Source organism: Pseudomonas sp. ABa2 (assembly GCF_056676075.1).
Genome location: NZ_CM155239.1, coordinates 3720736 through 3733353, shown reverse-complemented (window position 1 = coordinate 3733353; position 12618 = coordinate 3720736). Strand labels below are relative to the sequence as shown.

Annotated in this window: 15 protein-coding genes and 1 pseudogene; 8 read left to right on the top strand and 8 right to left on the bottom strand. The window is 67.8% G+C overall.

The window, feature by feature from the left end; all coding sequences use genetic code 11:
• Positions 1-82 precede the first annotated feature (82 nt).
• From AC1G9C_RS18140 to AC1G9C_RS18130, 3 genes are read left to right on the top strand one after another with little or no spacing between them, the layout of a single operon-like run.
• On the top strand, positions 83-457 hold the full coding sequence (locus AC1G9C_RS18140) for a YciI family protein (RefSeq protein ID WP_457789554.1): 375 nt from the start codon (positions 83-85) through the stop codon (positions 455-457).
• A gap of 24 nt (positions 458-481) precedes the next feature.
• Complete coding sequence (locus tag AC1G9C_RS18135; RefSeq protein WP_480408401.1) at positions 482-1264, top strand: DUF899 domain-containing protein; 783 nt, start codon at positions 482-484, stop codon at positions 1262-1264.
• A 21-nt stretch (positions 1265-1285) separates the two neighbouring features.
• Positions 1286-1708, top strand: a complete 423-nt coding sequence (locus AC1G9C_RS18130) for a YybH family protein (protein WP_397496338.1) — start codon at positions 1286-1288, stop codon at positions 1706-1708.
• Between the two features lie 6 nt (positions 1709-1714).
• On the opposite strand, the gene AC1G9C_RS18125 is transcribed toward AC1G9C_RS18130, so the two are convergent.
• Together AC1G9C_RS18125 and AC1G9C_RS18120 are read right to left on the bottom strand one after the other, a co-directional pair.
• Positions 1715-2218, bottom strand: coding sequence for a hypothetical protein (locus tag AC1G9C_RS18125; RefSeq protein WP_480408400.1), 504 nt, complete (start codon positions 2216-2218; stop codon positions 1715-1717).
• 96 nt (positions 2219-2314) lie between these two features.
• The gene (locus AC1G9C_RS18120) at positions 2315-3265 is read right to left on the bottom strand and encodes a helix-turn-helix transcriptional regulator (RefSeq protein WP_480408399.1); all 951 of its coding nucleotides are present in this window, start codon (positions 3263-3265) and stop codon (positions 2315-2317) included.
• Positions 3266-3414: 149 nt separating this feature from the next.
• Between AC1G9C_RS18120 and AC1G9C_RS18115 the strand changes: the two genes are divergently transcribed.
• Together AC1G9C_RS18115 and AC1G9C_RS18110 are read left to right on the top strand one after the other, a co-directional pair.
• Complete coding sequence (locus tag AC1G9C_RS18115) at positions 3415-4122, top strand: glutathione S-transferase family protein (RefSeq protein WP_480408398.1); 708 nt, start codon at positions 3415-3417, stop codon at positions 4120-4122.
• 3 nt (positions 4123-4125) lie between these two features.
• A complete protein-coding gene (locus tag AC1G9C_RS18110) occupies positions 4126-4524 on the top strand; it encodes a VOC family protein (RefSeq protein WP_480408397.1) in 399 nt (132 codons plus the stop codon).
• A gap of 8 nt (positions 4525-4532) precedes the next feature.
• Here the strand turns inward: AC1G9C_RS18110 and AC1G9C_RS18105 are convergent, their stop codons facing one another.
• A complete protein-coding gene (locus tag AC1G9C_RS18105) occupies positions 4533-5069 on the bottom strand; it encodes a tetratricopeptide repeat protein (RefSeq protein WP_480408396.1) in 537 nt (178 codons plus the stop codon).
• A gap of 139 nt (positions 5070-5208) precedes the next feature.
• Here AC1G9C_RS18105 and AC1G9C_RS18100 point away from each other — a divergent pair, with 139 nt between their 5' ends.
• Complete coding sequence (locus tag AC1G9C_RS18100; protein WP_480408395.1) at positions 5209-6339, top strand: M14 family metallopeptidase; 1131 nt, start codon at positions 5209-5211, stop codon at positions 6337-6339.
• A gap of 120 nt (positions 6340-6459) precedes the next feature.
• Here the strand turns inward: AC1G9C_RS18100 and AC1G9C_RS18095 are convergent.
• Positions 6460-6798, bottom strand: a pseudogene (locus AC1G9C_RS18095) (OprD family outer membrane porin); the annotation flags it as partial.
• Between the two features lie 58 nt (positions 6799-6856).
• Positions 6857-7315 carry a redox-sensitive transcriptional activator SoxR gene (soxR, locus tag AC1G9C_RS18090; protein ID WP_397496346.1) on the bottom strand — a complete coding sequence of 153 codons (459 nt, stop codon included), beginning with the start codon at positions 7313-7315 and terminating at the stop codon, positions 6857-6859.
• Positions 7316-7393: 78 nt separating this feature from the next.
• Here soxR and AC1G9C_RS18085 point away from each other — a divergent pair, with 78 nt between their 5' ends.
• Both AC1G9C_RS18085 and AC1G9C_RS18080 read left to right on the top strand, forming a co-directional pair.
• Entirely contained in the window at positions 7394-7972 is a 579-nt protein-coding gene (locus tag AC1G9C_RS18085; RefSeq protein WP_021443042.1) for an NADPH-dependent FMN reductase, read from the top strand.
• A gap of 81 nt (positions 7973-8053) precedes the next feature.
• On the top strand, positions 8054-8413 hold the full coding sequence (locus tag AC1G9C_RS18080) for a glyoxalase superfamily protein (protein WP_480408394.1): 360 nt from the start codon (positions 8054-8056) through the stop codon (positions 8411-8413).
• Between the two features lie 154 nt (positions 8414-8567).
• On the opposite strand, the gene gcvT is transcribed toward AC1G9C_RS18080, so the two are convergent.
• The 3 genes from gcvT to glyA form a co-directional block, all read right to left on the bottom strand.
• Positions 8568-9692 (bottom strand): glycine cleavage system aminomethyltransferase GcvT, encoded by a 1125-nt coding sequence (gene gcvT / locus AC1G9C_RS18075; protein WP_480408393.1) that lies wholly within the window; start codon positions 9690-9692, stop codon positions 8568-8570.
• Between the two features lie 106 nt (positions 9693-9798).
• On the bottom strand, positions 9799-11175 hold the full coding sequence (locus AC1G9C_RS18070) for an L-serine ammonia-lyase (RefSeq protein ID WP_457789575.1): 1377 nt from the start codon (positions 11173-11175) through the stop codon (positions 9799-9801).
• 65 nt (positions 11176-11240) lie between these two features.
• Positions 11241-12494, bottom strand: coding sequence for a serine hydroxymethyltransferase (gene glyA, locus AC1G9C_RS18065; protein WP_480408392.1), 1254 nt, complete (start codon positions 12492-12494; stop codon positions 11241-11243).
• Positions 12495-12618: the final 124 nt, after the last annotated feature.

Below are 12618 nucleotides of genomic sequence, written 5' to 3'. Positions count from 1 at the left end.
CGATGTTTTTCCGACCAATGTCGAAACGTCCCCGGCGCGTTCGACTATCCAGTACCCACCCGCCAAGGAACTGGAGCGCGTCATGAAATACCTCTGCCTCGTCTACGCCAACGAACAGGAGCTGCACAGCTCCCCCGACAGCCCGCATGACAGCGAGTGCCTCGCCTACGCCAGCGCCGTGCAGGAGAGCGGGCGCATGCTCGCCGCCGAGGCGCTGCAGTCGGTGCAGAGCGCTACCACCGTGCGCATGCGCGGCGGCAAGCTGGCGATCACCGACGGCCCCTTCGCCGAAACCAAGGAGCAGCTGGCCGGCTTCTATCTGGTGGAGGCGCGCGACCTCAACGAGGCGATCCAGCTCGCCGGGCACATTCCTGCCGCCCGCGTCGGCTGCGTGGAAGTGCGTCCGGTGCGCGAACTGGACGTCCAGCCGGCGCAGTTGCAGGCCGGCCGGCACTGAGCCGCCATCGGCAGGAGAACCGCTATGGACCGCAGCTATATCCCCGAGGTCGCCACGCGTGAGCAGTGGCTGGCCGCCCGCAAGGCGTTGCTGGAGCAGGAGAAGGCCCTGACCCACCAGCGCGATGCGCTCAACCGCGCGCGCCGCGCCCTGCCCATGGTGGCGGTGGAGGAGGATTACCGCTTCCAGGGCCCGCAGGGCGAGGTGCGTCTGCTCGACCTGTTCGAGGGGCGCAGCCAATTGATCGTCTACCACTTCATGTACCACATGGATCGCGGCGAGGGCTGCGACGGCTGCTCCTGCCTGGTCGACAACATCGGCCATCAGTCCCACCTTCACGCGCGCGACACCACCCTGGTGCTGGTCTCGCGCGCGCCGCTGGTCGATCTCGACGCCTTCAAGCGGCGCATGGGCTGGACGCTGCCCTGGTACAGCTCCTACGGCAGCCGTTTCAACTACGACTACCAGGCCACCTGCGACGAGGCGGTGGCCCCGGTGCAGTACAACTACCGCGACCAGGCCGAGCTGCAGCGCCTGGGTCTGGACTACCACCTGCAGGGCGAACAGCCCGGCGTCAGCGTGTTCCTGCGCGACGGCGAGCAGGTATTCCATACCTACTCCTGCTATGCGCGCGGCCTGGAAATGCTGATGAGCAGCTTCCACTACCTCGACCTCACCCCCTTCGGCCGCGGCGAGGGCTGGGACGGCATGCCCGATCTGGACGGCAAGGGACTCAACTGGACGCGCCTGCACGACGAGTACGAACAAGCGGCGCCCGCCCACGACTGCTGTGGCCACAAGGCCTGAATATCAACAAGGAGATTCGACATGAGTCAGCACGAACTGCAAGACGCCCTGAACAGCTGGACCGAAGCCTGCCGCAGCAAGGACGTGGCGCGCATCATGAGCCACTACGCCGAAGACGTGGTGGCCTACGATGCCATCGGCCCGCTGCGTTTCCAGGGGCGCCCGACGTACCAGGCGCACTGGCAGGCCTGCATGGAGATGTGCAGCGGCCCGGGGATGTTCGAACCGCACGAGCCGACCTTCACCGCCGCCGGCGATCTCGGCGTGACCCACTACCTGCTGCACTGCGGTGGCACCAATGAAAAGGGCGAGCTGCAGACCTGCTGGATGCGCGTGACCCAGTGCCTGCGTCGCCAGGGCGGGCGCTGGCTGATCTTCCACGAGCACTTCTCCGCGCCCAGCGACATGGAAAGCGGCAAGGCGCTGTTCGATCTGCAGCCCTGACGCCGGTCAGGACGCCCAGTCCATGGCGCTGTCTTCGGCGTACTTGAGCGCGGGCGCGTAGTCCCGGTAGTCGCTCCAGTTGCGCTGGCCGTTGGCGATGTCCTGCATCAGCGGATAGAGCGATCCTTCCAGGGCCGACACGTAGCCGCGTCCGACCTCGGCCAGGTGGGTGATGATGGCCAGGTCCTGCAACTCCACCGGCAGGTGCATCAACCCGACGGTATCGCCGGTCGCCCAGTCGAGAAATTGCTGGGCGACGGCGCGGCCCTGGTTCGGTTGCCGCGCCGCCCAGGCGGCGATTTGTGCATAGCTGCTGGGGCGGCTACCGGCGCGGCGAATCACCGGATCGTAGTTCTGCCAGCCGCGCCCCAGCTTGAAGCCCAGGCCGCCCAGCTCGCTGTTGACGTGGGCGATGAGTTCGTCGCGTTTGCCCTGCTGGTTGCCGACCCACATGTTGGCGAACCAATGACGGCCCCAGATGACGAGGATATTCGCTTCTGCCTGTGACATGGCGTGCCTCCTTTCGTTGTGTCGTGGCAGGCAGAAGCCTAGTCGCTGCGTCGCTGTTGGCGAGGCCTGCAAGCAGTGCTGGCGAAATCGTGCGAACTAGCCTGCGGCCAGGCGCAACATGCGCTGCGCCTGCTGCCGCAGGGCTTCACGCAGCTGCGCCGGCTGTTCGATGTGGAAATCGAAGGACAGGCGCAGCAGCAGGCGGGCGAACCAGGTCGGGCTGTCAGTGCTGGTGCTCAGGCGCACGCCGTCGCCCTCGGGCGTCAGCAGGCCGGCGTTGACGCCGAGTTCGGCGACGGCGCCGGCCAGGTCGGTGTGCAGCAGGATGCGCACCGGGTAGGCACGCGGCAGGTTGGCGATGCTGGCATTGAGGTGTGTGGCGGCGTCGAAGTCGTGCGGGCGCTCGAAGCGGCTGTCCAGCGTCCGTACCTCGTGCAGGCGCTCCAGGCGGAACGAGCGCAGCGCCTGACGCAGGTGGCAGTAGCCGCTCAGGTACCAGAGACCCTGACGGAACACCAGGCCGTAGGGATCGACCTCGCGCTCGCTGCACTGGCCCTGTTCGCTGCAATAAATCAGGCGCACGCGCTGACGCTCCTGGGCGGCGGCGGCGAGTTCGGCCAGCAGCAGCTGATCGCCGGTGCCGCGGCTGCGCGGCAGATCCAGGGTGGCGCTCTGGCTCAGGGCGCGCACCCGCTGCTGCAGCTTGGCCGGCATCACCCGTTCCAGCTTGGCCTGGGCGCTGGCCACCGCCGCCGCGGTCTCGGCCAGGCCGAGCTTGGTCGTGGCCAGGAGGCCCAGGGCCACGGCCTGGGCTTCCTCGAGGTTGAACATCAGCGGCGGCAGCTTGAAGCCGGCCACCAGGCGGTAGCCACCGTAGCGGCCGCGCTCGCTGGTCAGCGGAATGCCCAGGTCTTCCAGGTGGCGGATATAGCGGCGCAGGGTGCGCCCGTCCACTTCCAGGCGTTCGGCCAGTTCGCGGCCGCTGAGCTGGCCGTGGCTCTGCAGCAGTTCCAGCAGGGCCAGCACGCGGGTGGTGGGACTGTTCACGGGGGACGGACTCCGGGTGTGCGCGGGGCGTCGGGATAAACATTAGGGGGACGATTTTATTAGGGCCGAATATAGCCTAATTCGCCCTTAGCCTGGCTGCAGGTGACGCGAAGGGCGCGTCGACCGCTGGCAGACAAGGAGTTCTTCTCATGCAACCGATACTGTTCTACGGCGTGCCGCAAGGTTGTTCGTTCGGTGCCATCGTCGCCCTCGAGTGGCTCGGCCAGCCATACCGGCTGTGCCGCGTGGAGATGCTCGAACAACCCTGGGACCCGCTGTTCGAGCGGCTCAACCCGCTGTACCAGACGCCCACGCTACTGCTGGAAAGCGGCGAGTCGCTGAGCGAGAGCCTGGCGATTCTGCTGCACCTGGCGGCGCGGGCAGAGGGCTCGCCGCTGGCGCCGCGCCAGGGCAGCGCCGAGTTCGATGCGCTCAACCAGATGCTGGCCTACCTGGTGAGCGATTTCTTCGCCGCCTTCAGCCCCTTGTGGCTGGCCTACGAGAAGACCGAGCTGGACGAGTCGCAACGCGCGCTGTTGCGCAGCCTGGGGGCCGAGCAGGTGGCGGCGGGTTGTCGCTACCTCGAGCGGCTGCTGAGCGAGCGCGACTGGCTGCTGGGCGAACGGCGCAGCCTGGCGGACGCCTACCTCGCCGGCATCGGCCGCTGGGTCGACTACCACCAGCTGTTCGATCTGCAGCGGGAGCATCCGCATCTGGCCCATCACCTGGCCCGGCTCGCCGCCGATCCGGCGGCGTGCTTCGCCCGCGCCATCGAGCGCGGCGAAACCGCCCACAGCGGCGGCTTTCTCGGTCATGTCGAGCTACAGCAAGTGCGCGAACGTCTGGAGGCGGCCTGAGAGGTGTTCGAGGATTCGCTGATCGATCATCCGTGCATCACCGTGGCCAACTTCCGCCGCAGCCGTGCCTGGTATCGGGCGGCCCTGGCGCCCCTGGGCTACGAGCTGAAACACGAGGGCGAGCACGGTGCGGGGCTGGCTGCCGGCTTCGGCCCGCGGGACGACGCGCCGGCCTTGCTCTACCTGCTCAGCGCCGTGCCGGGGCGCGCCGTCGGCGAGGCGTGCCCGCCTTTTCGCCTGCGGGCAGGCAACCGCGAGGCGGTGCGGGCTTTCCATGCCGCGGCGCTGCAGGCCGGCGGCGAGGACGACGGCCGACCCGGACTGCGCGCCGAATCCGGCTGCTACACCGCCTGCGTGCTCGACCCGGACGGCTACAGCGTCGAGGTGATCTGTGACGCCTGACGGCCCGCTTACTGCTGGCCCAGCGCCGCGCAGGAGGCTTCGTAGCGCTGCTGGCAGGCGCTCTGGTACAGGCGCCGCGCCTGGTCCGGGTCGCGCGGCACGCCGCCTTCGCCGCGGCGGTAGAGGTTGCCGAGAATGTGCTGGGCCATGGGGTTGCCGGCGGCCGCCGACTGGTTGAGGTACTTGAGCATGCCCCGCTGGTTGGCGAATTCCGGTGCGTCGCGCCCGGTGTAGAGGTAGGCCAGGCTCACCGCGGCCATGGCGTGGCCCTTGTCGGCGGCCTGCTTCCACCAGTATTCGGCCTGCTTGAGGTTCTTCTCCGGCTGGCCGACGAAGTAGCTGCTGCCGAGCTGGAACTGGCTCTCCAGATCGCCGCGCTGGGCCTGCTGGCGCAGATCGCGCAATGGGTCCTGCGGCGTCTGTTGCTGGGGTTGCGGCTGCGCCGGCGGGCTCGCCGGGCTGGACTCGCGGGCGGCGCAGCCGGCCAGCAGCGTCAGGGCGAGCAGGGCGGTGAGGCTGTGGCGCAGGAGGATGGGGCTGGGCATGGCGGGATTCTCTGGTTGAGTCGGCTCAGGCCGTTAGGCCGACCTTGCCAACCTTAGTTCGCCAGGAGCCACCTGTCTGCCTTCACAGCGACGCGGCGAGCTGCAATCCTGACGGCTGATTTCGGCTCACGAGGCATTCATGAAGATCAGCGCGGATTTCGACAGTGGCAATATCCAGGTCATCGACGCCAGCGACCCGCAGCGGGTGCTGCTGGCCATGCGCCCGGACCTCAACAGTCATCATTTCCAGTGGTTTCACTTTCAGGTGGACGGCCTGCAGCCGGGGCAGCGCCACGCCTTCAGCCTGACCAATGCCGGACAGTCGGCCTACAACAATGCCTGGGACGGCTACCAGGCCGTGGCCAGCTACGACCGGCAAGACTGGTTTCGCGTGCCCACCCGCTTCGCGGACGGCCAGTTGCACTTCGAGCTGCAGGCCGAGCGCGCGCAGGCCTGGTTCGCCTATTTCGAGCCCTATAGCCGGGCACGCCACGACGCGCTGATCGAGCAGGCGCTGAGCCAGGCCGGTGCTGAGCTGCTGGCCTGCGGCAAGAGCCTGGAAGGGCGCGATATCCAGCTGCTGCGCATCGCGCGCCAGGCGCAGACGCCGCGCAAGCTGTGGATCATCGCCCAGCAGCATCCCGGCGAGCACATGGCCGAGTGGTTCATGGAAGGGCTGATCGAGCGCCTGCAGGATCCGCAGGATGCCGAGTTGAATGCGCTGTTGGCCCAGGCCGAGCTGTACCTGGTGCCGAACATGAACCCCGACGGCGCCTTTCGCGGCCACCTGCGCACCAACCATGCGGGGCAGGACCTTAACCGCGCCTGGCAGTCGGCCAGCGCCGAGCGCAGCCCGGAAGTGCTGTTCGTGCTGCAACAGATGCAGCGCATCGGCGTCGACCTGTTCCTGGATATCCACGGCGACGAGGAAATTCCCCACGTGTTCACCGCCGGCTGCGAGGGCAACCCCGGTTACACGCCGCGCCTGGCCGCGCTGGAGGAGGATTTCCGCCGGCGCCTGGTGGGCCTCGGCGCCGAGTTCCAGACCCGCTTCGGCTACCCGCGCGACGAACCCGGCCAGGCCAACCTGACCCTGGCCTGCAACGCCGTGGGCCAGGCCTTCGACTGCCTGTCGTTCACCATCGAGATGCCGTTCAAGGACCACGACGACAACCCGCAGCCACGCACCGGCTGGAACGGCGCGCGCTCGAAGCAGCTGGGGCGGGACGTGTTGACGGTGCTGGCGCAGATGGTGGGCCAGCTGCGCTGAGGGGGAGTAGGGGCCAGCGGCAAGCCGTTGGATCTGCAGGCAAAAAAAAGCCCGTCGCAAGGACGGGCGCAAAGTGCCGTACACACATGGAGACAAGCGGACGCGCTGGCGCGTCGGGCGTTACAGGATCGACAGCGGGTAGTTGATGATCAGGCGGTTCTCCTGCAGGTCCATGCCGACGTCGCGGCGCACGTCGGAGTTGCGCCAGCGCACGCTGAGGTTCTTCAGGCTGCCTTCCTGGATGGTGTAGGCCAGTTCGGACTCGCGGCCCCACTCCTCGGCGTCGGTGCGGCCGCCGGCGTGGATGTTGGAGCCGCTGACGTAGCGGTTCATCAGGGTCAGGCCGGGGATGCCGAGGCCGGCGAAGTTGTAGTCGTGGCGGATCTGCCAGGAACGCTCTTCGGGGTTGTCGTAGCTGTTGGTGAAGCCGTCGTTGACCAGGGCGCCGTCGCAGGTGCCGGCGGTTGCGCGACATTCGGCGGGAAAGCTTCGGCAACCGGCGCAATTGCCTGGACGATTAGCCGGGTTCGAGCAGGCGCGGCCCTGCCCCCTGCTCGCCGAGCTGATCCTGGGGGTTGCGCAGCGGGCAGTCCTGCATCGACAGGCAGCCACAGCCGATGCAGCCGGTGAGCAGGTCGCGCAAGCGGGTCAATTGTTCGATGCGCGCGTCCAGGTCGCGTTGCCACTGCGCGGACAGGCGCTGCCAGTCGGCTGCCGTGGGCGTGTGGTCGGCAGGCAGGCTGGCCAGCGCGGCGCCGATGTCGGCCAGGGGAATGCCCAAGCGCTGCGCCACCTTGATAATCGCCACCCGGCGCAGCACCTCGCGCGGGTAGCGGCGCTGATTGCCGGCATTGCGCTGGCTGTGGATCAGGCCCTTGGCCTCGTAGAAGTGCAGGGTGGAGATCGCCACTCCGCTGCGTTCGGCCACCTGGCCGACGCTCAGGGGGCGCTCGAAACGCGGGTTGCAGGGCGACATGAAAAATCCCTCTTGACCTCAAGTTAAGTTGAGGTTTTACCCTCGGCCACCTCGATTGACAACCCCGAGGGCATTTCCATGCAGGACAGAGTTCGACTGGTACTGATCTACGGCAGCGTGCGCGAGGGTCGCTTCTGCGACCGCGTGGTGGCCTGGGCGTGCGAGCAGATCGCCCAGCGCAGCGAGTTCGAGCTGAGCCTGGTCGACCCGGCCGCGATGTTCCGCCAGCCCGGCGAGGCGCCCGGGGCGGGCGAGGCGCGGCATCAGGCGTTGCAGCAGTTGCTGCGCGCCGATGCCTTCCTGATCGTCACCCCGGAGTACAACCACGGCTATCCGGCGGCGCTCAAGCAGTTCATCGACGAGGTGCCGGCCTCCTGGGAGGCGCGCCCGGTGGGCTTCGTCAGCTATGGCGGGGTGTCCGGCGGCCTGCGCGCGGTGGAGCAGCTGCGCCAGGTGCTGGTGGAAATGCACGGCATGACGGTGCGCAGTTCGGTGAGTTTCGCCAATGCCTGGGAGCAGTTCGACGAGCGCGGCCGGCTGCGCGAGCCGCGCCACGCCAACTCGGCCATGGCGCACCTGCTGGTGCAGCTGAACTGGTGGGCGCAGACCTTGCGCGCCGGGCGCGAGCGGGTGGCTTATGAACGGGTCAGGGGGTAGGGGCTCCTGCCAGGTATCGAGGCTTGCGGGCAGGCGGCGATTTGCTGAAGCTGCGCGGGTCGCCATTGACCGGAGAAGAGCATGCAGCTGACTGCCCCCATTCCCATTCTGCGCAGCTTCGACGAGTCGCGCGCACGGGCCTTCTATATCGATTACCTGGGGTTTGCCGAGGATTGGGCGCACCGTTTCGAACCGCAGCTGCCGCTGTACCTGCAGCTGTCGCGCGGGCGTTGCGTGCTGCATCTGTCCGAGCACCATGGTGACTGCTGCCCTGGCGCGGCGCTGCGTATCGCCTGCGACGATCTGGATGGGCTGCTGAACGAACTGCGCGGCAAGGACTACGACTTCGCCCGACCTGCCATCGTCGCGCAGCCCTGGGGACGTGATCTGGCGCTGAGCGATCCGTTCGGCAATCGCCTGATCTTTACCGAGCCGAGCTGAGAACGCTGCGTAGGAGCCGGCTGGCGGCGATGCTCCTAACGGCAGCCGGCAGCGCGAGATCGATGGCAACAACGAGGTAGCCCGCAATGCAGCCGGGCGACGAGAGCTGGCGTTGGGTGGATGAACACAGCGTCATCCACCCTGCGCCTGACGCTTAGCCGCGGTAGTAGCGCTGCGGCACGAACGGCGTCTTGGCCACCTTCATCGCCACGCGCTTGCCGCGCACGACGGCCCAGACTTCGCTGTCCACGGCGGCGTGGCTGGCCTTGAGGTAGCCCATGGCCACCGGCGCGCCGAGGGTCGGGCCGAAGCCGCCGCTGCACACCCGGCCGATCACCTGGCCGTCGGCGTCGACGATCTCGGCGCCTTCGCGTACCGGCACGCGCTCCTGCGGCAGCAGGCCGACGCGCTTTTCCGCCACGCCGTCGCGCTGCTGTTCGAAGATGCGTCCGGCGCCCGGGAAATTGCCGGCGCGCTCGCCGCCTTCGCGACGCACCTTGGAGATGGCCCACAGCAGGCTGGCTTTGATCGGCGTGGTGGCGCTGCTCATGTCGTGGCCGTACAGGCACAGGCCGGCTTCCAGGCGCAGCGAGTCACGCGCGCCGAGGCCGATGGCCTCGACTTCCGCTTCGGCCAGCAGGCTGCGCGCCAGGGTTTCGGCCTGCTCCACCGGCACCGAGATCTCGAAACCGTCTTCGCCGGTGTAGCCGCTACGGCTGACGATGCATTCGCTGCCCAGCAGGCGCACGCGGGCGACCTGCATGAAGGTCATCTTGCTCACCTCGGGCGCCAGACGGGCCAGCACCTCGACGGCCTTGGGGCCTTGCAGGGCGAGCAGGGCGCGTTCCTCGAACAGGCACTCGATCAGGCACTGCTCGCCGATGTGCTGCTTGAGGTGAGCCAGGTCCTGCTCCTTGCAGGCGGCATTGACCACCAGGTACAGGGTGTCGTCGCCGAGGTTGGCGACCATCAGGTCGTCGAGGATGCCGCCGTTCTCGTCGGTGAACATGGCGTAGCGCTGCAGGCCTACCGGCAGGTCGATGATGTCCACCGGCACCAGGGATTCCAGGGCGCGCGCGGCATGCTCGCCGCGCAGGAGGATCTGGCCCATGTGCGAGACGTCGAACAGGCCGGCGGCGTCGCGGCAATGCAGGTGTTCCTTCATCACGCCCAGCGGGTACTGCACGGGCATTTCAAAGCCGGCGAAGGGCACCATGCGCGCGCCGAGTTCCAGGTGCAGGGCATGTAGCGGGGTTTTGGCGAGGGTCTCAGAGGTCATTTCGATTTCCTGTAAGGTGCGCCGCGCGCACCGGGTCGTGAGCAATGCGTGTGTCGGATGGGATCATTGCTGCGCGCGGCCCAGGCGGCCCCGCACACCCGACGAATCAGCATTCGATGATATTGACGGCCAGACCGCCGCGAGCGGTTTCCTTGTACTTGCTCTTCATGTCGGCGCCGGTCTGGCGCATGGTGCGGATCACCTTGTCCAGCGAGACGAAGTGCTGGCCGTCGCCGCGCAAGGCCATGCGCGCGGCGTTGATCGCCTTGACCGAACCCATGGCGTTGCGCTCGATGCAGGGCACCTGGACCAGGCCGCCGATGGGGTCGCAGGTCAGGCCGAGGTTGTGCTCCATGCCGATCTCGGCGGCGTTCTCCACCTGGTTGACGCTGCCGCCGAGCACTTCGCACAGGGCGCCGGCGGCCATCGAGCAGGCCACGCCGACCTCGCCCTGGCAGCCGACTTCGGCGCCGGAAATCGAGGCGTTTTCCTTGTACAGGATGCCGATGGCGGCGGCGGTAAGCAGGAAGCGCACCACGCCGTCCTCGTTGGCGCCGGGCACGAAGCGGGCGTAGTAGTGCAGCACCGCCGGCACTATGCCGGCCGCGCCGTTGGTGGGGGCGGTGACCACGCGGCCGCCGCTGGCGTTTTCCTCGTTCACCGCCAGGGCGTAGAGGTTGACCCAGTCGAGCACGCTGAGGGTGTCGCGCAGGCAGGCTTCGGGGTGCTCGCTGAGCTGGCGGTGCAGCGCGGCGGCGCGACGCTTGACCTTGAGCCCGCCGGGCATGATGCCCTCGTTGCGGCAGCCGGCGGTGACGCAGTCCTGCATCACCTGCCAGATATTCAGCAGGCCGGCGCGGGTCTCGGCCTCCGGGCGCCAGGCCGCCTCGTTGGCCAGCATCAGCTGGCTGATCGACAGCTTGTGTTCGGCGCACAGCGCCAGCAGCTGCTTGCCGGTGGTAAAGGGATACTGCAGGGCGGTGCTGTCCTCGACGATGCGGTCGGCGCCGGCGGCCTGTTCGTCGACCACGAAGCCGCCGCCCACCGAGTAGTACTCGCGGGCGCGCAGCTGCAGGCCGGCGGCGTCGAAGGCGCGGAAGATCATGCCGTTGGGGTGGAAGTCCAGCGGCTTGCGGATCATCGCCAGGTGCTGCTTCTCGACGAAGGCGATGGTCTTTTCGCCGAGCAGGTTGATCTGCCCGGCGCCGCGGATGGCGGCCAGGCGCTCGGCGATGCGGCTGGTGTCGACCGTGTCGGGCTGCTCGCCCTCCAGGCCGAGCAGCACCGCCTTGTCGCTGCCGTGGCCCTTGCCGGTGGCGCCGAGCGAGCCGTACAGCTCCACCTTGACCGAGTCGGTGGCGGCCAGCAGGCCGTCGCGCTTGAGCCCCTCGACGAAGCGCGCGGCGGCGCGCATGGGGCCGACGGTATGCGAGCTGGACGGCCCGATACCTATCTTGAACAGATCGAAAACGCTCAGTGACATGTCGTACTCCTGGCGGCGCCGGTTGGCCCCTCCCCAGAGAGAGGGGAGGGCCGGCGCCCGCCTTATCAGTCAGCGTAGACCGGGAAGGTGGCGCAGAGGTCGGCGACCTGACCACGGACACGCGCGATCACCGCCGGGTTGTCCAGCTCGTCGAGGATGTCGCAGATCCAGCCGGCCAGGGTGCGGCATTCGCCTTCCTTGAAGCCGCGGGTGGTCACCGCCGGGGTGCCGATGCGGATGCCGGAGGTGACGAACGGCGACTGCGGGTCGTTCGGCACCGCGTTCTTGTTCACCGTGATGTGGGCTGCGCCCAGCGCCGCGTCGGCCGCCTTGCCGGTCAGGCCCTGCTTGACCAGGCTGATCAGTATCAGGTGGTTGTCGGTGCCGCCGGAAACCACGTCATAGCCGCGCTGGACGAACACCGCCGCCATGCCGCGGGCGTTGTCGATCACCTGCTGCTGGTAGGTCTTGAAGCCCGGCTCCAGCGCCTCCTTGAAGCACACCGCCTTGGCCGCGATCACGTGCATCAGCGGGCCTCCCTGGGCGCCAGGGAATACGGCGGAGTTGAGCTTCTTCTCGATCTCTTCGTTCTTGCGCGCCAGGATCAGGCCGCCACGCGGGCCGCGCAGGGTCTTGTGCGTGGTGGTGGTGACCACGTCGGCGAACGGCACCGGGTTCGGGTACAGACCGGCGGCCACGAGTCCCGCCACATGGGCCATATCGACGAACAGCAGCGCCCCGACCTGGTCGGCGATGGCGCGGAAACGCGGGAAGTCCAGCACTCGCGAGTAAGCCGAGAAACCGGCGACGATCATCTTCGGCTTGTGCTCGATGGCCAGACGCTCGACCTCGTCGTAGTCGATCAGGCCGTTCTCGTCGATGCCGTACTGCACGGCGTTGTACAGCTTGCCCGAGGACGACACCTTGGCGCCGTGGGTCAGGTGGCCGCCGTGGGCCAGGCTCATGCCGAGGATGGTATCGCCGGCATTGAGCAGGGCCAGGTAAACGGCGCTGTTGGCAGAGGAGCCCGAGTGCGGCTGCACGTTGGCGTAGTCGGCGCCGAACAGGGCCTTGGCGCGCTCGATGGCCAGTGCCTCGACCTTGTCCACATGCTCGCAGCCACCGTAGTAGCGCTTGCCCGGATAGCCTTCGGCGTACTTGTTGGTCAGGCCGCTGCCTTGCGCCTGCATCACGCGCTGGCTGCAGTAGTTCTCCGAGGCGATCAGCTCGATATGGTCTTCCTGGCGCTGTTCTTCGGCCTGGATCGCCGCGAGCAGGGCATCGTCATAGCCCTGCAGTTGGTCGTGCTTGCTGAACATGGTGAGGCCCTCTTTATCGTTTTTCTCGGGATGCAGTCGGCCCGCCCCGGTGAGGGGAGCCGAATGGAAACTGGGTAGAGCGATGAACCGCTCCCTCTCCCGCACGCGGGAGAGGGAAGGTTAT